The organism is Rhizobium sp. BR 250, from assembly GCF_047445855.1.
GTDB lineage: Bacteria > Pseudomonadota > Alphaproteobacteria > Rhizobiales > Rhizobiaceae > Agrobacterium > Agrobacterium tumefaciens_I.
In genome coordinates, this window is sequence record NZ_JARWKW010000010.1 from 72,640 (window position 1) to 94,543 (window position 21,904).

A 21,904-nucleotide genomic window follows, 5' to 3' on the forward strand; every position below is an offset into this window, starting at 1 on the left:
AGAGAAATTCCCTTGCCGGAGTCAACAGCACAAGTCGTCGCCATTCTCAACTCCTGCGCCGCGAGATTTCCCATCGGCAGACACAAGCCTCCGGGCTTTCGCTTCCCGATGCCGCTGCCGGTCGGGATATTTTTTTTATGACAATGTCCTAAAGAGCAGATGCTGTTCGTCTAAATCACGAGAGGAAATTTGCACTTTCCGTTTCTCGGTGTGAGGAGAACCACGATGTATCTGACCAGGGAATCTGAAATCGCAATCGGCATTCTGACCAACTGCATACATGAAGCAGAGGAAGCCCATACGACGAGAAAGCTGGCTCACCGGCTCGGGGTGACGAAAGACCATGCGGCGAGAGTGGTTGCAATTCTCGTCAGAAACGGCCTGTTGCAGAGCAGGCGTGGGCGCACCGGCGGTGTCGTTCTCAATGTCGATCCGGAAAGTCTTTCCGTGGGCATGATCCTGCGAGCCACACAGCCGGTTATCGTCAGGCGGCCGCGCACGCGCAACACCAATCCTTCCGGCACGGCGGGCATTTTCCATATGCTGGCGGAAGCCACCTCCGAATATTTCATCGAACTTGCCGACACCTACAAGATAGCCGACGTCACCCCGACAAAGATCGACGGTTCAAAGTGTCGCAGTCGGCGATTGGCGCCGCCGGTGCCATCTGCGGGCGAGACCGACGCTGTGAGACGGTTGAATGCGACAATCTGAAATCATCTTGAGGAGAGTTGCATTTGATACGCATCGTCAGAGCCAAACTACACGGCATCACCGTAACGGGAGCCGATCTTGATTATCACGGATCCATCACGCTGGATCCCGAGCATTGCGACCTCGCCGGCATCAGACCTCTGGAATTCGTCGATATCTGGAACAAGCAGAGCGGCGCCAGAATTTCGACCTATGTGATTTTCGGCGAAGCGGGATCAAGATGCTGCATCCTGAACGGCGCTGCGGCGCGCACCTGCCAGCGTGGCGATCAGGTCATCATATGCTCGTCGTCTTACGTGCAGGAAACGGCGCTTTATGACACCGCTCCCATGGTCCTCACTTTCACGCCGAAAAACGACGTGAAGGACGTTCTGCGTTATCGCGTCAAGGAAACGGCGCGGCGCCCCTTCGACTTCTTTATCGAGACCCTGCCGCATGGGCAAAACCCCGATATGGAAGAAGAGAGCATGGCAGATCGGGCCATTGCCTGAAACCGTGCCGGGCGTGAAAAACTGCGCCGGTCTTTAGAGACGGGCGCGCCTCGCCGCGGCAGCCGGGCTGGCTGGCGAAGAAAGCCGTGGCTGGTCGTCACCCGTCATCTGGACCACCGTCTGCTGGCTTGAGGTCAGCAGACGACAATCCAGACAGCTGAGGGGAACTTTGCTCTCCGGGGCGATCAGATCGGCAATCGTGAAGCGATCGAGCAGACGGGCAAAAAAAGACGATGTCGTTGAAACGATACGGCTCAGGAATGCTTCGGTTTCCGATTGAGGCAATGAGAGATTGCCTTCACCTTCCCCGAGTAATTCCGGCTGTATCAGCCGTAACACCTCGGTCAGTTTCACCGTTTCCGGTTCCCTTGCCAGTTTCAGGCCGCCGCCGGGGCCCCGTTCGCTTTGGAGCAGGCCGTTTCGGGCGAGCAAGGCGACAACCTGATAGGTATGGTCTTTCGTCGAACCGATTTCCTCCGAGACCTTTTGAACCGATACGATTTCGTTCCCCTGCCGCGCACATACCGCAAGTATGCCAAAGGCGATTTCAGTCTGCCGTTTCAGATGCATCGTTTATGAACGTCCTCATGACGAGTGGCGGGGATCGCCGGTCCGGCATTCACACTATCGCGTAATATCACTGCATTCAATTGTTCCATGGACATAACCGCCCCCCGGCGCACCGGCCGGATCAGCCCGCCTCCTGTCCCGCCCGGCGTGAGAGCCAGCGGTGCAGGAACAGACCGCCCTTTATGGTCTCTTCGACGATCAGCGACCACCAGACGCCCGTCACGCCGAGATTCAGGAACGAGCAGAAGAACCAGGCCATGGGAAGGCCGAGCCCCCATGTCACGGTCAGGCTCACAAAAACCGGCCAGCGAACATCTCCCACCGCCCGCAGCGATTGAAACAGGATCGTATTAAATGCAAATCCCGGCTGAACGAATATCGTCAGAAACAGCAGGCTGCCACACAATTCGATGACGGCCGGATTGTCGGTGAACAACCGGGTATAAGAAGCCGATGCGAGCCAGATCAGCGTGGCAAGCCCGGTTGTCGTCGCGGCCGCAATGCCCGCTGACCGAAGGGCCTGGCTCTTCGCCGCCTCGAGCCTTCGTTCGCCGAACCGATACCCGATCAGAACCTCGTTCCCCTGGCTGATTGCCATGACGACGACGACCAGAAACGCCATGGCAAGCATCGTATAGGTACGCCCAAGCACGGCATCGACACCGGATCTGGCGACCAGCCCCAGAAGAATGATCTGATAAAAACTGTAGGCGATGTAATCGGTGACGCTCGGCAGGGCGATTGCGATCATCCGGCGGGCGGTTGCGAGGCGCGCGATCGTATCTGCAAGCGAGAAACGCAGCCCCAGCTTGCGGACGAGCACCGGTGTCAAAACGGAGGCGGTCAGCAGGCGCACGCTCAGCGTGCCGATTGCCGCACCTGTCACGCCCATAGCCGGCAAAGGTCCAACGCCCAGAATGAGCACCCATTCGGCAAGAAGATAAAAGGCCGATACGCCCACCCCGAATGCAAGAATCAACCTGCTGTGGCCGAATGCGCGCAGGCAGGCCAGACCGGCGGCAATGAAGCCGTTAAAGATCATGCCAACCGCGACGATGTTCAGGTAAAGGCCGGCTTCATCGTTCAGGGAGGTCGATCCCGCCAGCTGTTCCAGCACGAAGGGACCCGCAACGATCAACGACAGGCCAAGCGCCAGGCCGACGAGCGTGTTGGTCAAGAGCGCCACCGCCACCACCTGCCGCGCCGCGCCCACCTCTGCCCGTCCAAGATGCCGGGAAATAACGATGACCGCGCCGATGCCAACCAGCCCCGACAATTCGAAAGCGATCATCATCACCTGTTTGGCGACGGCAACGGCCGCCGCGGCTTCTGCCGAATAGGCGCTTATTATCGCCGTATCGACCAGGTTGACGAAGAAACTCAGCAGCGAATGAAGCAGGAGCGGAAAGCTCAGTTGGAATAGGGTGGGCTTACCATGCGCATTGATGTCTTCTGTCCCGGCGGTTGCGACGCCCTGTTCCATGGCTGCTGTTCCTGATCGACTTCATGGGACGGGTCAGGCGAAATTGCCGGACCTGATGCGCCGTTGCAATTGCCGTTCACGCCCCTGCACCCTGGTATCGCTTCGCCCGCGCGCCGTCTCAGCCGGCGTGGCTTTGCCGTGCTGGAGATCGATTATGTGGCCAGCCAGCGTTTCCAGTGTGGGGAAACGGAAAAAATCCGTGACCTCCAGCTCGATGCCAAGGGCATCGCGCACCTTGGCCGGCATGGCGACGATCAGCAGGGAATCACCTCCCAGCTCGAAGAAATTGTCGTTGACGCCAATATCCTCTCGCTTCAGCATCTTCTGCCAGACGGCATGCAGAGCCTGCTCGACGCGGTTTCCCGGCGAATTGATCTCGGAAACGGCCCTTTCCGAGCGATCCGGCAGCGGCAGACGCTTGCGATCCACCTTGCCGTTCGCATTCTTGGGAAAGTCTTCCAGAAGAATGAAATGTGAAGGCACCATGTAACGCGGCAACCGCGCCGAAAGCGCCCTGCTCAACCTTATACCCATGGCCCCCTTGTCGACCTTGCCGGAACGATCCTCGAGGAGAACATAGGCCAGAAGCTGCTCCTTATTCGCATCGAGCAGAACCAGCACCTGGTCGACCCCATCCTCCTCCTGAAGAAGGCTCTCGATTTCTCCGACCTCGATGCGATAACCGCGCAGCTTGATCTGGAAGTCGGTCCGTCCGACGAAATCCAGGCTGCCATCCGGCCTGCGCACGACGAGATCACCCGTCTTGTAAAGGCGGGAACCCGGCGTGAATGTCAGATCATACGGATCAGGAACGAATTTTTCGGCCGCGAGCGCCGGCCGGTCCCAGTACCCCCGGCTCAAGCCTATGCCGCCGATGTGCAGCTCTCCCGGCACCCCTTCCGGAACGGGGTCCATATAGGCGTCGAGAACGAGGAAGGACGTGTTGTCCAGCCGCCCGCCGATCGGCACCTTGCCGCTTCTGGAGTGCGCCTCGGTCACCAGCAGCGCACCCGCCCAGATCGTCGTCTCGGTGGGGCCATATACATTCCAGAGAGAGCCGATCTTGCGAATGAGCCGGCCGGCGAGCTGTGCGTCGAGAGCCTCACCGCCGCAGAGCCCGGTCAGGGATTTTCGTCCCTCCCAACCGCTGTCCAGCAACATTCTCCATGTGGCGGGCGTCGCCTGGAAATGCGAAATATCGTATTCGTCCAGCGTCCTGCCCAGCTTCTCGGGTTGAAGCAGCAGGTCCGGTTCACGCATCACCACAGTGGCGCCGACACTCAGCGGCCAGAGCATTTCCAGAACGGAAATGTCGAATGCAGGTGTTGTTACCGAGAGCATTCGGTCCCCGGCCTTTATACCGGGCTGATGCGCCAGTGACTGGAATTGATTGAGCAGGCCCCGGTGCGTAATCGGCACTCCCTTTGGCCGCCCCGTACTGCCGCTTGTGTAGAGAATGTAGATGTCGCTGTGGTCCGGCATGGACGTAAGCGCGGCATCGGACTGGTTTTCAAGATGATGAACCGGATCGATGCAGGCTATGCCGGAAAAAGGCGTCGGGTCGTTTGTCAGCACCAGAACGGCTGCGGCATCTTCCAGCACGTAACCGACCCTGTCTGCCGGGTGGCGCGGATCGATCGGAACATAGACCGCGCCGGCCTTTATGATGGCGAGGAAAGATATGATGCAGCTTGCCTGCCCCGGCAATGAAACCGCCACCCGCATTCCCGGCTTCACCGGCTTGTCCAGCGTAAGGAGCGCCCGCGCGAGGTTGTCGGAAGCCTCCTCCAGCTGGCTATAGGTCCAGCTCCTGTCCGCGCATTCGATGGCAATCTTTTCGGGATGGCGGCGGGCCGCACCGCTTATCAGCTCATGCACGCCATTGACCGGGAGAGGCCGCGCCACAAGCGCGCCCGATGACAGAAGCGTTTCGCGTTCGTCGGCCGGGATATAGTCAAAGGTGGGGAGAAGGGCATCGGGGGAAGAAAGCACCGAGCGCAACAGATTTTCGAAATGCTCCAGCAACCGCTTCATTCGCACTGCCTCGAACCGGCCGGACCGGTACTCAACGGTGACCAGCGCACTCGATGCGCGCTCCATGATCATCCAGCTCATATCGAGCTTTGCTTCCGCCACCGGCACCGCTTCCTGCCGCACCCGCAGGCTGGCGTCTCCCAGATCGAAGCCCTGCGCATTCTGCTGCCGGTAGCCCATCGTCTGGACCTGAAAGGAGATCTGGAACGGCGAATTTTCCACGCCTTCGCGGTTGCTGCCCAGCACATCCATCAACTCCGCAAAGGGATAGTCCTGATGTTCCAGGGCATTGGCAAAATCTTCCTGGACCCGTTTCGTCCAATCCCGAAACGACAGGGTGGGGCTTAGATCGTTGCGCAACACGATCGTATTGGTGAACAGGCCGATCAAGCCTGCCATATCGGGATCGCTGCGACCGGCGACGGGCACACAGACAGCAAGGTCCCTGCGCCCGGTATAACGGTGGTGCAAGAGCTGGAAAACAGCGGCAAACACGACGAATGTCGTCGTGCCGAGTTTGGCGGCAAGGGCCGACACCGCAGACATCAAGTCCTGCGGGATTTCGCTCACCAGCGTCTCGCAGGCCATATCCGCCGTTTCGTGCCGGGGATAGTCGGCGGGAAACTCCTGCGGCTCGAAATTTTGCAGCCGGTTGATCCAGAAATGCTTTTGCCGCTCATAGTCCGCGGTGCCGGACCATTTTTGCCTCGACCGGACAAAATCGCCATAGGATCGCGGCAAAGGATCGAGGACCGGTTCCCGCCCATTTGCCACCGCGGCATAACATGACGAAAATTCGCGCATCAGAATACCGCGGGACCACCCGTCGGCCACGGTGTGATGGAAGACAAACACGAGAATATGCTCGTGTTCTCCAACCTGGAGAAGATGCGTCCGCATCAATGGCGCTTTCGACAGGTCGAAAGGTGCACGTGCGATCCGGTATATGACCTCGTCGCGGTCGGCGGCAGAGATTTCCCTGCAATCGGAAACGACAAGTTCGGGCTCGACATTGCCGTGAACCTGCTGCCACGGCCTGCCGTCCTCAAGCGGAAAAGCCGTTCGCAGCGGCTCGTGCCGTTCAACGAGGATTCGAAGCGTGCGGATGATGGCGTCATGGTCGAGCGGGCCGTCAATATGCCACCTATATGGAATGACATAGGCCGAACTATCCGGGAAAATCTTCTGCTGCAGCCAGAAATGCATCTGCGATGACGTCAGCGGCAACCGCCCGGCCCCGCCATCGGCGTCCCCATCGTCCGGCGCAATATCGTGCCAGGACATGCCGCGCGCCTCAAGCTGGGCACGCAGCCTTGCGCGCTGCTCCGGGTCAAGATTTGCGATGCGGTTGCGCAATGCGGCAATGGTCTCGGCGTTCGACATCATCGCAATCCTTTACACCGCTCTGGCGACGCTTACCGGCGGGCGGTTTGCTTCCACGAGTTTCAACAGGAAGGGCAGGCTGCCCATGACGAGGTCGTAATCCTGGACGAAATCGATCAGGCAGGCGATTTCATCGACCCCCATCTCCGCCAGCGTGTCCACCGTCGACTGGCAGCTTTCAGGGGTTCCGATCAGCGACCTGCCTTTCATGAAGCCCTCAATGCCGAATTCGATCAGGCTGTCGAGATCGTCGTCGCTGAAATTATCGAGCGTTATGTCGACACCCATGCTGCGCCCGAGGCCTTCGAGCAGATGATAATGGGTGCGGAGATAATCGCCGAAAGGCTTGGAAACATTGGCCTTTACCCTGGCGGCCTCGGCGCCCAGAAATGTATGGACCATCATGCTCACCCTCCCCGCCGCCGGATCGTGCCCATGTTTCTCCCGCGACTTGCGGTAGGCCTCGATCTTGGGGGCGAGCGACTCCGTCGTTTCGCCGAGCAAAGCCGTAAGAACATTGAGGCCGCGGCGGCCGGCTTCGATGAAGGTCTCCGTGGACTGGCATGCAACCCAGAAGGGGATGCGCGACTGCACGGGCCGGGGCAGGGTTTTCGCATCAACGATATTGCCGTCCGCATCCTCGAATGCGACCGCCTCGCCGGCGAGCAGCCGGGTGATCTGTTCATAGGAGCGCCACATGGTGCTGCGGCGGTTCCCGTGTGGTTCCTTCGAAAAGACGAACTCGTCCTTCGTCCAGCCGGCCGCAATCGCAATGCCTGCCCTGCCCCCGGAAAGATTGTCGACGACCGCCCACTCCTCCGCCACGCGGGCGGGGTGGTGCAGGGCCGCAACGACGCTGCCCGCGCGCAGTTGCACATTGCGCGTCACCATCGCCAGCGCGGCGCTGACGATCGAAGGATTGGGGTAGAGACCGCCAAATGCGTGGAAATGCCGTTCCGGCACCCACAGGGCTTCGAGGCCGTTTGCATCTGCAAATTGGGCGCTGTCCATCAGCAGCCGGTAATTTGCCTGACCCGGACGCGACCCGTCGCCGTCGAAATAGAAAAGGCTGAATTTCATCAGAATGATCCCGAATTATGTGTGAGCGTTATCGCCGTTCTCAACGGCCGGCCTCGACGTCATCAAGCATCGAGGCGAGGATATCCGCCTCCTGGTTGCGGGCGTCGAGACCCTCCTGAATGACCCTGGCAAGGCCGGCGGCGGTCGGTGCGTCGAAAAGCAGGGCCCGCATGGGAATTTCAACGTCAAAGCGCTTTCGAAGCCGGGCGACGACCTGAATGGCCAGAAGCGAGTGACCGCCGAGTTCGAAGAAATTATCGGCAGCGCCAATGCCGTTTATCCCGAGAAGCTCCGCCATGATGGCGACGACCTCCTCCTCGAGTGGACCCTGCGGCGCGGCGTAAGCAGCCGATACGCCGCTGCGGGCGTTTTTTTGGCTGCTGGCCGTGGCTGCATCGGGCTCCCGAACCTCCGCCGCCGGGCGGCTCTCGAGATCATAGGGCGTGACCACGATCGAAGAGGCCGAAGGCTCCTCCAGCACCAGCGTCGTGACTTGCCAGACCTCCTCCGGACTTATCTCCCTATGGGCCGCATGCCCCGCCTCCGGCGCGTGGATGGATGCGCAGGCATCCCAGTTGACGGATTTCCAGACAGGACCGGACCGATGCCGTTTTGCGGAAACGAAGGCATCCAGATAGGAATTCTCCGCAGCGTAACGGGCAAGGCCGGTACCGCCAACGATCGATGACAGCGACGACTGGACGAGCACGAAAATGCCGTTGCGTTGCCCAAGAACACGATCAATCGCGTCGATGGCGCCGGATTTTACGGCCTGAAGGCTTCTGGTGTCGAAATTTTCACTGCCCAGCAGCCCGAAATACTGGTCACCCATGGCGGCGGTGTGGAAAACACCCTTCACCGCACCAAGGCTTTTCTCCCCCTCCTCCAGCGAGAGCCGAAGCCATTCGGCATCGCTGACATCACCGGAGAAAAGAAGATAGTCTCTTCCGGGTGTTCCCAGCGATCTGAGCGTCTGGATGAACAGGCTGACCGGGTGTCTGGGGCTGTGGGATGCGAGCCATCGCTCCCAGTCCGGCGCCAGCGGAATTCCCGCACGGCCCGCCAGAATGACTTTCGCTCCGGCCTTGATGAGGGCGCGGGCGTAGACGAGCGCCAGTCCTCCGAGAAGTTCACCCACGACAAGATAGGTTTCACCGGGCTTTACAGGTGCGCTGCCCGCCGCGCCGTCGAGTTCGACACGCTCATGGGAAAGGGTGAGCAAAAGACCGTCGCGAAGGGCATAAATCTGCTCGCCCTCGACAAAGGGCGACGAGATGACATCCCGCAGATATTTTGCCGCATTTGCATCAGGCAGGCCCTGAAGATCGATGCTGCGGCATGACAATCCGGGTAGTTCCTGGCCCAGCATACGTGCCAGCCCGTTGATCCGGGCTTTCGCAGGCGCGACGCCATCGGCGGCGAAAATCCCGTGCATGGACCTGCCGATGAACGTCACATCCGGGCGCTGCCCGCCACGGGCAAGCGCCTGGGCAAGGGCAAGCGCGAAATTCGATGCCGCATCCGGCGCATCCCTTTCCGCCAATCCGAAACCGCTGACGATCTGGTCCGGCGTCCAGTTCTTTTGGGCAAGATCGTCGAACAGGGAAACAAGGTGCTCCGCTCTTGCCGGATCGATCGTATAGGCTCGCTCCGAAGCGCTGAACAGCGCTCCTTCACGGACGAGAACAGCGTCGATCCCGTCCGGAATCCCAAGGAGAGACTCTGCACCGAAAACAAGCCAGCGACCCTTGGCGGCTGCCGATGCCCCGATTTTCAGCGGCCGCGTCTTCCACACCGGCTGATGGAACCACTCAGCCATCGGCCTATGGGTTGCAGGGGCCGTAATATCCTGCGTCCCTGCGGGCGGCGCGATCCAGTATGATTGCCGCTCGAAATGATAACCCGGCAAACCGACGCGGCGATGCGGCGATCCGCCGTGAGGCGCCTCCCATCGGACATCGATACCCGCCAGCCACAGCTGCCCGAACGCGAGCAGCGCATGGTCGGCAGAGCCGGCCATGCCGACGGCATCCGGCAATGAGGTGATGATGCGGCACTCCTCATGGGCCTGCTGGCGCGCCAGCCTTGAAAGCGTGGAGCCTGGCCCGACCTCGAGCAGGACGGGAGCGGAAAGAGCGAGAATATGTTTTATGCCATCGCTGAAATTGACCGCCCTGCGCAGATGTTCGGTCCAATATGCCGGGTTGCGGGCCTCTTCGGCCCGCAGCCAGTTGCCGGAAAGATTGGACATGACGTCGATTGTCGGCGCAGCGAGATTGATGCTGGCAAACAGGCTCGAAAATTCCTCAAGGATCGGCTCCATCGCCGCGCTGTGAAACGCATGCGATGTCTTGAGCAACCGGCATCCCGCCCCGTCTTTCTCCAGCCGTTCGGCAAGACGATGCAGGGCCGCCGTATCGCCAGCGACGACGCAGCTGCCCGGCCCGTTCACCGCGGCGATTTCCAGCCCCTCATCCAGCCGGACACGAAGATCGGCCTCGGGCAGCATGACGGACAACATTCCGCCGGGCGCGCAACCCTGCATCAGCCGGCCTCGCGCCAGCACCAGGACCATGGCGTCCCGAAGTGAGAAAACCCCGGCCAGGCAGGCCGCAACATATTCGCCGACACTGTGACCGATCATCGCACGCGGCTGCACACCCTTCTGCATCCACATTCTGGCCAGCGCATATTCAACGGCGAAAAGGGCCGGCTGGGCGCGGTCGGTGCGGTCAAGCCCGGTGCTGGCGGCATCCGCCCCTTGCAGAAGCAGCGGCCGGATTCCAAGCTCCTCCGGTATCAAGGACAGGCATTCATCCAGCGCGGCCCTGAAATATTGGTCACCTTCGTAAAGCGATCCGGCCATTCCGACATGCTGGCTGCCCTGCCCCGGGAACATGAACACCAGACTTGGATCGTGCTGCGGGATCTGGCCTGCGGCGAAACCCGGCCCGGAAGCGGCTTTCAGTCTCATGGAGGCGTCGGATAGCGTGGTCGCAAGCGTGATCGAACGATGATTGAAGGTCTCGCGTCCCGTCTGCAGCGTGTGGGCGACATCAGCAAGGGCCCCCCCTTCCCTCTCTTCGATTTTCGCAAGCGCATCCGAAAGGGAGGCCTGCATCGCGGTGAGCGATGCGGCCGAACGTGCAGAGAGCGGCAGCAACAGCGCCTCCGTCCCGCGTTCCGCCGGCGGCTCCCGTTCGGGTGCTTCCTCGATGATCACATGGGCATTGCTGCCCCCCATGCCGAAGGCGCTGACGGCGGCGCGGCGCGGCCTGTCGGCATCGGCTTTCCAGTCGGATTTTTTCGCAGCCACCCGGAAGGGGCCGCTTTCAAAATCGCAGGAGCTGCTGGGCGTCGTGAAGTTGCCGCTTGCGGGCAGGCATTCATGCCGCAGTGCAAGGATGGCCTTGATAAGCCCGCCAATGCCTGCCGCAGCGTCCATATGCCCGACATTTCCCTTCACCGAACCGATGAGGCATGTCCGGCCTTCGGCACGCAGCGACGGCCCGTAGACACGGTTCAGCGCTGTCAGCTCGATGGGATCGCCAATCGCGGTTGCGGTTGCATGCGCTTCCACATAATCCACCGCCGAAGGTGCGATGCCCGCATTGGCCAGCGCCTTCTTGAGAACCGAAGCCTGGCCTTTTACGCTCGGGGCCGTCAGGCCGACTTTCGAGCCGCCATCGTTGCCGATCGCCGATCCCGCAATGACGGCATAGATCGTATCGCCATCCGCCCTGGCATCGCCAAGGCGCTTCAGGATCACGGCGCCGACCCCGTTGGTGAAAATGGTCCCGTTCGCAGCCGCATCGAATGGCCGGCACTGGCCATCGGGTGCACCGATGCCACCCGCCTCATAAAGATAACCGGCGGGTTTGGGTTGACCGACGGAGACCGCGCCGGCCACCGCCATCTCGCATTCGCCCGCCAGCAAGGCCTGCGCGGCCAGATGCACCGACACCAGCCCGGTGGCGCAGGTAGCCTGAACGCCCACGCTCGGGCCGTCCAGATCGAGATGGTAAGCAACGCGCGATGCGATCATGCCGGACACATTGCCGAGCCCGGCCTGAAGCGGCGCCACATTGTCGCGCAGGGATGGGTCGGAATGAATATGGGTGAAGTGATAATTCAGCGAACCGCCGGCATAAACACCCGTGCGGCCCCGGCCTTTCCCGTTGCCATAACCGGCATGTTCCAGCGCATTCCAGGCGCATTCCAGAAACACGCGCTGCTGCGGGTCGAGGAGTTGTGCTTCCCTTGGCGCGTAACCGAAAAATCCAGCATCGAAAGCGGTCGGATCGCTGAAGCCGCCCCAGACCCTGACATAGTCGGGCTGCCCTGACAGTCGAGGATCGACACCAGCGCTTTCGAGATCGGCATCCGTTACCGGCTTCAATCCCGTACCGCCCTCGGCAAGCAATCGCCAGAAACCGTCAATGTCATCAGCGCCGGGAAAGCGCCCCGAAAGACCGATGATCGCCACGCGCTCATCGTGACGTTTCTGGAAAATCTCCAGACGCTCGCGCGCGTCACGCAATATTCCGAGCAATGTCGCCTGATCGGGCTGACTGCCGGCCCCGGCCTGTTGTTTTACGTTCATCGGCAATGGCTCCGATCATCGATTGTGTGAAAGCGTGGACTATTTGCGGCCTGTTCCGGCCTGCAGAAGCGATGACAGGGCGGCCAGTTCGGATGACAGGTCGCTTTCTTCCGGAGGAGCCTCCGGTAGAGAATTCTGTGCGGGCTGCTCTCCCGCTTCCGGCGTTGCCCGGGAGGCAAGGAGATCGCTGCACAAATGCTCCACAAGCGCATCGATTGTCGCGTGCTCGAAAAACAGCGTCGGGTGGGTTCTGATACCCAGTTCCCGTTCCAGCGTTCCGGCAAGGCCGACAAGCGCCACGGAATCCAGTCCGAGATCAAAAAAACCGGCATTTGCAGCGGGAAGCGTTCCGGCGGGAAGACGGGAAAGCCAGGCGACCTCCTCCCTGATCCACTGGCGAAGCAGGGTCGGATATCGAGACCGGTCAACCTGCGCCAACTGCTGCGCCCAGTCTGCAACCGCGCCCGGCTCGGCACGGATGGTGAAGCGCGCCTGCGGGGCAGCCTCCCATCGCTCGACGAGCTTCAGATTGCCATTCAGCAGATCCTGCCGGCAGGCGAAACGCCGGACCTTGCCGCTCGGCGTGCGCGGCAGGCTTCCGGGGCGGATGAGGACGATGACGGCGAGCTTGAGCTTGTGGACGCGGGAGACGGAGCCGCGAATAGCTTGCAGGATGGCTTCGGCATCGAGGTTGCGCAAACCATCACGTGTCAGCTCGCAGACGAGACCGACCTGCTCCTCCCCATCCACCTCGAGCGCGAAAGCCCCCGCACGCCCCTGCGCAAGCGCGGCATGCGAAGAGAAGGCGGTTTGCTCAATATCCTCGGGGTGATGGTTCTGCCCACGGATGATGATGAGGTCCTTGAGGCGACCCGTGATGAAATATTGCCCCTCATGGCGAAAGCCGAGATCGCCCGTGCGGCGCCAGCCGCCCTCGCCGGCAATTGTCTGGTCGAAGCTTTCCGCGCTTGCTTTGGCCCTCGCCCAATAACCGGGAGTGACATTCGGACCGCGAATCCACAATTCGCCGACTTGCGCATCCTCAAGCAGCCGATTTTCTTCGGGATCCACGACGACAATCTCGATATCCGCTCCCGGACGGCCGCAGGCCGCCAGCTCGATTGCATCATGCTCGTCAGAACCAACGGGTAGCGGCAGCGCCATTGCCTGTTTTGCGAGCGTTTCACGCTCGAAGCGTCGCAAAACCGGTGGATCGGACGGGGCATTTCCGGTCAGGAAAAGTGTCGCCTCGGCCTGACCATAGCAGCAGTAGAAGGCCTCGTGCCGAAAGCCGTGTTCCGCAAACAGGGCGCTGAAACGCCTGAGCGTGTGCGGGCGCACGGGCTCTGCGCCATTATAGGCTATCCTGATATTGGAGAGATCGAGTTCTGCCGCGCCTTCGGCGCTGTAACGATCGGCGCAATGTTCATAGGCAAAATTCGGCCCGCCGATTATCGTTGCCCTGTTTTGCGTCGCCAGCTCGAGGAACCGCAACGGACGCCTGAGAAAGCTCGCCGGCGCCATGATCGATACCGGAAACCCGTTGAAGATAGGCGACAGAATTCCGTCGATCAGCCCCATATCGTGATAATGGGGCAGCCATGTCGCAGACCGGTCCTCCGGGCCATAATGAAAAGCAAGGCTGATCTGCCGCAGGTTGGCCATCAGGTTCGCATGGGTGACCATGACGCCTTTCGGATCGCTGGTCGAACCGGACGTATATTGCAGGAATGCGATCCGGCTTCCGTCGAGAACGGCAGGCAGGCTCGATGACGGCGGAAGTTCGTGAAGCGGAAGATTTGGATCGGCACCTGAAGGCGCCAGGCAGAACCCATGACCGACAGCCCTCTGGAGCGGCTCAAGCAGCTCTTTCAATTCGGCGGCGCAGACAATTCCCGAGATGCCGGCATCTCTCGCAATATGCAACCAACGGTGTATTCCTTCATTTCGCCGCGGCGCCGGAACCGGCACCGGTACGGCGCCCGCATGCAGGCATCCGAGGAAGGCTGCGATGAAGGCGAGGCCGGGTTGATAGACGATGAGGATCCGGCCGCCCTGCCCGACAAGACCCGTCCTGGAAATCTCGTCGGAAACAATTTTGACGCGAGCGTTCAATTCTCCCCATGTCCAGCCGTCACTGCGGCTTTCGCCTATCGCTCCCGGATCATCAGGGTAAAAACGAAACGCCTCCTCCGTCGGCCGGGTAGAGGAAATATCATCAAGCCTATGTATTATCGTTATAAAATCTCTTTCTCCAGATGGTTTTCGAGCGAACATGGGTATGATCTGCATCTGAAAAAACTCCTGACGTCTGGCCGTCAATATTCGCGACAAGCAACCATAGGATGCTCATCGTTCTGACCGCCCACACTCAATCGCCAGCGGCAGGCATCACTGCCCGCTGCCTGTCAATGACAACAATTACCTCTTGCATATAATTCTTGAATAGCTTAGTCAAGAATAAGAAATTGAAATTGACGACCGGCTTCAGGCAACTGAAAATGCAATTGATAGTTGTTTCAGCGATGAAAACCCTACCGCTCGACGCCGACCTGAAAAGGCGCGCCGAGCGTTGCTTGGGTTGCGTGACGCCAATGCAGCCAAGGGGCGGCATATGAATTACATCGAGCCTGTCGAAACCCTCATAACCCGGCTGCACCGGGACAATATCCGTGTCTGGATCGACGCCGGAAGCCTCAAATGTTCGGACCCTGATGGCCGCTTGAGCGATGCCGTGATGAGCGAAATCCGGACCAGAAAAAACGATATCCTGGCCTTTCTCAACGTGGCGCACGCGAATGCCGGTGCGCCCGGCCAGAATGCCATTCCGCCCCTTGACGGGGCTTGCCCGCCGCTATCATTCGCACAGGAAAGACTGTGGTTGATCGACCAGATCTACCCCGGCTCGGCACTGCACCACATATGCATTGCACTCGAGGTCCGCGGCACTCTCGATCTCGCTGCGCTGAAGGTGGCGCTTGCACGCGTCATGAACCGCCACGCGGTGCTTCGCGCCCGCATTTACAGCGACCGCGGCGTGCCGAAGCAAACCATATCCGCAGAATGCGACGCGCCCTTTTCGCTGATGGAAATTTCACCGGCCGCTGCGGCAATGGACGATATCATCCACGCGGAAACGAGCAGGCCCTTCGATCTTGCCATCGAACCTCCCGTTCGCCTTCTCGCCATCAATTGCGGTGAAGGCCGCCATGTCCTCGTTTTGACGCTTCACCACATCTGCGCCGACGGTTGGTCAACGGAAATTCTGCTGAGGGATCTCGGTGCGTTTTATAGCGCGGAGGTTTCCGGCGAAGCTGTAGTGAACGTTGCCTTGCCGATACAATATGGCGACTTTGCCGCGTGGCAGCGCGAGCGTCTGGCCGGGGAAACCGCCGGAGCGCTTGATGATTTCTGGAAACAGCATCTTTCCCAACCCCTGCAGACCACGCAGCTGGTGACGGATATGGCGCGCAGCGCGGGCCATGGGCATGCGGGTGAACTGCATGAATTCGCGATAGACGGGGAAACGACCGATGCGCTGCGCAGGATTGCCGCCGCGCAGGGCACGACACTTTTCACCGCGCTCTTTACCGCCTTCAACATATTGATCCACCGCTATACCGGGCAGACCGATCTGGTAATCGGCACGCCCGTCGCCAGCCGCCCGCATGTGGAAACGGAGGAACTGATCGGGTTGTTTGTCAATCCGCTTCCCGTCCGATCGAATGTGAATCCCTTCGGCAATTATGAGAAGGCCCTGCGGGAAACCCATGCCACCCTGCAGCGGGTCATCAGCCACCAGGACATGCCGTTCGAGCGGATTGTCGATATGGTCGGCGGACAACGCGATCCGGACAGCCACCCGCTGTTCCAGATAAAATTCCAGCTCGACGCGGCACCGCGCGAGCGTATCCGGCTTCCCGGCCTAGAAATGCGCCGGCTTGCCCGCCAGGACAAGGTCTCAAGGCTCGACCTCTGCCTCGATCTGCGGGAGACGGAAGCCGGGCTTTCCGGCACGATCGAATACAAGACCGCGCTGTTCCGCCCCGATACGATCGGTTTGCTTGCCGGGCATTTCCGCCAGTTGCTGAAATCCATCGTCGCCGATCCCGCCCTGCCGGTCGCCACCCTTGCCCTTCTGACGCAGGAAGAACAGCAGGAACGGACCGGCGCCTTCAACAGCACGGCGCAGGAGCACGCCGGCCCCCATTTCTTTCATGAACTGTTCGAAGCGCAGGCAGCGCGCGCACCGGAGGCCGTGGCACTGCTTGTGCCCCGCGCGGATAACGATGACGTTCTGACATATGGCGAGCTCAATGCGCGCGCAAACAGGCTGGCCCGTCTTCTGCGCCGTAAAGGCGTCACCGCGGAAACGGTTGTGGCCATCGCGCTGCCGCGTGGTTTCGACATGATCGTGGCCTGGCTCGCGGTCTGGAAAGCGGGCGGCGCCTATCTGCCTCTCGATCCGGATTACCCTGCGGAGCGGATCGGCAGCATGCTGTCGGACGCAGACGCCCGGCTTGTCATCACCCACAGCGCGATCGACCTTCCAACGACAGCCGCCCGGCTTGATCTGGATGGGGAATACCCTGACGACGAACGCGCCGACAACCTTGAAACGGTCACCCGTCATTCGCAGCTCGCTTATGTGATCTACACGTCCGGCTCGACAGGAAAGGCAAAGGGCGTCCTCGTCGACCACAGCGGATTGGTTAACCTGACCAGAGACAAAATCCAGGCCTGCGATGTCAAACCCGGCGATTGTGTGCTGCAATTCTTCAGCTTCAGTTTCGACGCCTCCATTCCCGAACTTGTCATGAGCCTCGGCGCCGGCGCCAAACTTCTCCTCCTGCCCAGACATGCGACGCTTCCGGGGGCAGAATTGGCCGACATCCTGCGCGAGCGGCACGTCACGCACCTGACGATGACGCCCTCGGCCCTGCTCGCCCTGCCGGTCGATGATCTGCCGTCGCTGCGCACCGTTCTGGTCGGCGGTGAGGTTCCGATGCCGGAACTTGTCGAGAGATGGGGAAAACATCGCCGCTTCATCAACGCCTACGGCCCCACCGAAACGACCGTCAACGCCAGCATGGTCGATATGGGGGGCGGGCTTCCCGCCGTGCCGGTTTTGAGACCCGCCGCAAACAAGCAGCTCTATGTGCTGGACGACAACCTCGAATTGCTGCCCTTCGGCGTGCCCGGAGAACTTCATATCGGCGGCTGCGGCGTAGCGCGCGGTTATCATGACAGGGCGGCGTTGACCGCCGAACGTTTCGTTCCCGATCCGTTTATCAGAGACGGCCGCGCGGGCGTTCTTTACCGCACGGGTGACCGGGCCGTATTGCTGCCGGATGGCCGGATTCACGTTTCGGGGCGGCTGGACAGTCAGGTCAAGATCCGTGGATACCGGATCGAACCCGGGGAAATCGAGGCCGGCCTGCTCGCCCACCCGGCAATCGTTTCGGCGACAGTGGCGGTGCGCGACGACGGGCGTGGCGGCAAGCGGCTCGCCGCCTATGCGGTGCCTCAGATCGATCAGGACGCGGCAATCAGGCCGACCCCCTCGGATATCCGCCAATGGCTGGCAAACCGCCTGCCGAAGTTCCTTGTGCCCGACACGTTCGACTGGCTCGAGGCGCTGCCGCTGACCGTGAATGGCAAGATCGATCCCTCGAAGCTTCCCGCACCGCGCGCGGAAACAAATCCCGATGGCCGTGCGCCCGAAGGCGAGATGGAAACCCGGATAGCCAGCGCGTTCGGGCAAATTCTGAACGTCGATCAGGTTGCCGCGACCGACGATTTCTTCACGCTTGGCGGCCACTCGCTGCTGGCCACCCGCTTTTGCGCCGTGGCGAAGGAGGAGTTCGGGCTCGACATCAGCGTTCTCGATCTCTTCAACGCCTCCACGGTGGAAGCGCTGGCAAATCGCCTGCGGACAAGAGACGCCGGTGGTGCAGGCAATGACGATGAAGCCCTCCTGCTGAAGCGTGACATAAGGCTTGACGATGCAATCCGGCCGAAAGCCGCGGCGAGAGCGGCAGACAGCACCGCCCACGTTTTCCTGACGGGCGCGACCGGTTTTCTCGGGACCTATCTGCTTCGCGAGTTGCTTCGCGACACCACAAGAAGGGTGACCTGCCTGGTGCGCGGCGAGGATGGAATGAGCCGCATAAGACAGGCCTTCCAGCACTATGATCTGCCGCAATCCGCGTTGACGGAACGGGTGGCGACAATAAAGGGAGAGCTTTCCCGACCGGGCCTCGGGCTTACCGGTGACGATTACGAAAACATCGTCCGGAGTGCCGACTGCATTTTCCACAATGGCGCGGAAGTTCACCACCTGCATCGATATGAGAGGCTGCGCGAGAGCAATGTCCTTGGAACCCGCGAAGTTCTCAAACTGGCCTGCGCCGGAGCCGGTCGGCCCGTTCATTACATCTCGACACTCAGCGCCATCACGCCGCGCCGCGGTTCCGGCGACGATGCGCGGCCCGTCAGCGAACTGGAGAGCATAGACGGATTTGCCGCACCCGCCGGCGGCTACAACCGGAGCAAATGGGCCGCGGAGCATCTGGTGAAAGAGGCAGGCAGGCGGGGATTGCCAGTCACGATCTACCGGCCGGGCGCGATATCGGGTGACAGCGTTACGGGCGCTTTCAACAGTTCGGACATATTTTGCCGGCTGGTTCAGGCCTATCTTTATACCGGGACGGCGCCGGAAGGCGAAAGATTGCTCGACATGCTGCCCGTCGACCATGTGGCAAGGGCCATCGTCCACCTTTCCGGCAAACCCGCTTCAGCGGGACAGGCTTTCCACCTCATTCACTCCACCCCCGTTTCGAGCGCCCGCCTCTTCGAGGCCTGCGCGCTGGAGGGGATCGAGTTGAAACGGGTTTCGCAGCAGGAATGGCAGGACATGCTGAGCGATGTGGCGCGCGGAACGCCCGACCACCCGCTCTATCCGTTGCTGGGACTGCTGCGCTCCCCTTCCACCGCCGGCAAGAGCGCCGAAAAACAGACGCGCAACTTCGATTGCCAGCTCACGCAGGAGGCCATGTCCGACGCGCCATTCCGCGAACCGGCCCTGACATTCGAGCTGTTGCGGACATATCTGCGCGCCTTCGCCAGGGCCAATTTTCTGAACGCGGCGTCGGCCGACGCGCGAAAGCAGGGTGAACAATGAGCACAGCAATATCAAGCGAAGCCAGCAACTACGACCATTGGGCCTGGCTCTACAACCACACGCTTGGCCCACGCTATAGCGAGCAGAAGATCGAGCCGCTGGCGCGGGCGGTCCTTTCCCCGCTGCCCGACGGCGCTTCGCTTCTCGACCTGTGCTGCGGAACGGGACATCTCGCAAAGCTGATGGCGGCGCGCGGATATGCCGTCACCGGGCTGGATGGTTCGCAGGACATGATAAATCATGCCCGCGGCAACGCGCCCGATCTTGAATTCGTCCTCGGTGACGCGAGGGATTTCACCTTCGATCAGCCGTTTGACGGCGTGGTCTGCATCAGCGCATCGCTCAACCACATCCAGAATCCCGAAGACCTGCGGAAGGTCTTCTCAAGCGTCCGGCGCAGCCTGAAGGACGGGGGGATTTTCGCCTTCGACATCAACCATCCCGGCCAGATGGCGCGTTATTGGCGCGACCGGCCGGCCGAAGGTGAACTCACCGATGACTACGCCTGGCTGATTACGCCGCGATATGATTCACAGGCGAACGAGGGCTCGTTCACGGTTGAAATTCATACACGCTCAAAGGCGGCGGGCTTCTCCCCGGCGGAGACTGCATACCGGCTGGCAGCCGGATTGCTTTCCAATCGCCAGAGGCTCGGGCTCATCGCCCGCTTCGGCATTCCGGGAAAGAACTGGCAGCGCCACTCCGTTACCAACCCGGTATGGGGCCATGACCTCAACACCGTGACCGAGCTTCTCAAGTCCTGCGGCTTTTCCGTGACGTTGCGAAGCACCGATGGCGGTCCGGTTACCGATGAGAGGGCGGTGTATTTCCTTTGCACGAAGATCGCCGGCGATCACGCGGGGCACGACGTCACACAGGAGGCCGTCGAATGAATATTCACAATAATCCCGGCACTGCGACCGATCCCGTCACGGAAATCGTTGCCGGCTTCAATCTCAAGACACCGGGTTCGAAGCACGCCGCCGCCTATAACCGCCGTTTCCTCTCGGACAAAAGCTCGATCGGCCTTCCGTTTACGCTTGAGACCAAGGAGGCGCTTTATCCCATCGTCGCCACCCATGCCGAAGGCGCCCATTTGCAGGATATCGACGGCAACAGATATGTCGACATTCTCATGGGCCTCGGCACCAATCTCTTCGGCCACAATCCGTCCTTCGTCCGCACGGCAATCGAAGCCCAGCTGGCAAAGGGCTTTGCGCTCGGGCCGCAATCCGATCTGGCCGGCGAGACCGCGGAGCTGTTTTGCCGGATCACCGGAAAAGACCGCGTCACATTCAGCAATACCGGGACGGAAGCCGTGCAAACGGCCATGCGGATAGCGCGCGCCGCAACGGGGCGGGACAAGATCGCCCTGTTTACCGGCTCCTATCACGGCCACATCGACGCTGTCCTGCACAAGGCCACGAGACTTGAATATATCCGCAGGGGCGCGTTGCTTCGGTCTCATCCAGCCTGGCTCGTGGCCCTGAAGCCACTCCTGAAGCGCATGATGCTGACCAGGGCAATTCCCGGCTTTTCGGGTGTAGCACCCTCCTCCGCCCGCGATATCGTTCTGCTGGAATATGGCAATCCGCGCTCCATCGATTATGTCAGGCGTCACGGCGACCGTCTCGCCGGCGTGCTCGTCGAACCCGTCCAGAGCCGTAACCCGGAGCTGCAGCCCCGCGAATTTCTCCATGAGCTGCGCAGCGTGACCGAAAAAACCGGAAGCGCACTGATATTCGACGAGATGATAACCGGTTTCCGCGTCGCACCCGGCGGCGCGCAGTCCCATTTCGGCATAGACGCCGATATTGCCACCTATGGCAAAATCGCCGGCGGCGGACTGCCGCTGTCGCTCATCGCCGGCAAGGGGCGTTTCATGGACCTCGTCGATGGCGGAGCCTGGGCTTACGGCGACAGGTCTTTCCCGAAAGTGGCTCCGACATTCTTTGCCGGCACCTATTGCCGCCATCCGCTGGCGCTTGCCGCCGCCAAGGCAGTCGCACTGCGGTTGCTGGAGGAAGGACCGGTCCTGCAACAGGGCCTCAACGCCAGGACGCTGGCATTCGTGGAACGGCTGAACGGCGCACTCAAGGATGCGAGGTTGCCCGTTGCGTTCATGAGCTTCGGTTCGTTCTTCGCCATATCCGCTGCCCGCAGCCGCATCTCGCCGCTGGCTGTCACCATGCTTTCCTTCCTTCTTTTGACCTCCGGCATTCACCTTCGCGCCGGAGACCGTGGCGGCTTTCTTTCCACCGCCCACGGCGATGACGATATCGCCTTCCTTCACGACGCGGTTCTGCAAGGCCTGACGGCTCTGGCGGACCACCGTCTTCTCGACAGACATTGATCGGAGTGAC

General features: G+C 60.9%; 11 protein-coding genes. 5 read left to right on the forward strand and 6 right to left on the reverse strand.

Annotation, left to right across the window (positions count from 1 at the left end; all coding sequences use genetic code 11):
* The first annotated feature begins 225 nt into the window (after positions 1 to 225).
* A complete protein-coding gene (locus QD336_RS16790) occupies positions 226 to 714 on the forward strand; it encodes an Rrf2 family transcriptional regulator (protein WP_269345024.1) in 489 nt (162 codons plus the stop codon).
* Positions 715 to 737: 23 nt separating this feature from the next.
* Positions 738 to 1,205, forward strand: coding sequence for an aspartate 1-decarboxylase (gene panD / locus QD336_RS16795; protein WP_269345023.1), 468 nt, complete (start codon positions 738 to 740; stop codon positions 1,203 to 1,205).
* Between the two features lie 33 nt (positions 1,206 to 1,238).
* Here panD and QD336_RS16800 read toward each other — a convergent pair whose 3' ends face one another.
* From QD336_RS16800 to QD336_RS16825, 6 genes are all read right to left on the reverse strand, one after another.
* Entirely contained in the window at positions 1,239 to 1,775 is a 537-nt protein-coding gene (locus tag QD336_RS16800; protein ID WP_269345022.1) for an Rrf2 family transcriptional regulator, read from the reverse strand.
* 121 nt (positions 1,776 to 1,896) lie between these two features.
* On the reverse strand, positions 1,897 to 3,258 hold the full coding sequence (locus QD336_RS16805; protein ID WP_269345020.1) for an MATE family efflux transporter: 1,362 nt from the start codon (positions 3,256 to 3,258) through the stop codon (positions 1,897 to 1,899).
* A 33-nt stretch (positions 3,259 to 3,291) separates the two neighbouring features.
* Complete coding sequence (locus QD336_RS16810) at positions 3,292 to 6,675, reverse strand: non-ribosomal peptide synthetase (RefSeq protein WP_499171408.1); 3,384 nt, start codon at positions 6,673 to 6,675, stop codon at positions 3,292 to 3,294.
* Between the two features lie 12 nt (positions 6,676 to 6,687).
* A complete protein-coding gene (locus tag QD336_RS16815) occupies positions 6,688 to 7,755 on the reverse strand; it encodes an LLM class flavin-dependent oxidoreductase (protein WP_269345017.1) in 1,068 nt (355 codons plus the stop codon).
* A 40-nt stretch (positions 7,756 to 7,795) separates the two neighbouring features.
* A complete protein-coding gene (locus QD336_RS16820; protein WP_499171409.1) occupies positions 7,796 to 12,358 on the reverse strand; it encodes a type I polyketide synthase in 4,563 nt (1,520 codons plus the stop codon).
* A gap of 39 nt (positions 12,359 to 12,397) precedes the next feature.
* Positions 12,398 to 14,650 carry an AMP-binding protein gene (locus QD336_RS16825; protein WP_499171410.1) on the reverse strand — a complete coding sequence of 751 codons (2,253 nt, stop codon included), beginning with the start codon at positions 14,648 to 14,650 and terminating at the stop codon, positions 12,398 to 12,400.
* Between the two features lie 322 nt (positions 14,651 to 14,972).
* Here QD336_RS16825 and QD336_RS16830 point away from each other — a divergent pair, with 322 nt between their 5' ends.
* The 3 genes from QD336_RS16830 to QD336_RS16840 are packed head-to-tail and all read left to right on the forward strand — an operon-like array spanning position 14,973 to position 21,894.
* Entirely contained in the window at positions 14,973 to 19,541 is a 4,569-nt protein-coding gene (locus QD336_RS16830; RefSeq protein ID WP_499171411.1) for an amino acid adenylation domain-containing protein, read from the forward strand.
* Positions 19,538 to 20,434, forward strand: coding sequence for a class I SAM-dependent DNA methyltransferase (locus tag QD336_RS16835; RefSeq protein ID WP_499171412.1), 897 nt, complete (start codon positions 19,538 to 19,540; stop codon positions 20,432 to 20,434). Before QD336_RS16830 ends, QD336_RS16835 begins: the two co-directional genes overlap by 4 nt.
* The gene (locus tag QD336_RS16840; RefSeq protein ID WP_499171414.1) at positions 20,431 to 21,894 is read left to right on the forward strand and encodes an aminotransferase class III-fold pyridoxal phosphate-dependent enzyme; all 1,464 of its coding nucleotides are present in this window, start codon (positions 20,431 to 20,433) and stop codon (positions 21,892 to 21,894) included. Before QD336_RS16835 ends, QD336_RS16840 begins: the two co-directional genes overlap by 4 nt.
* Positions 21,895 to 21,904 lie beyond the last annotated feature (10 nt).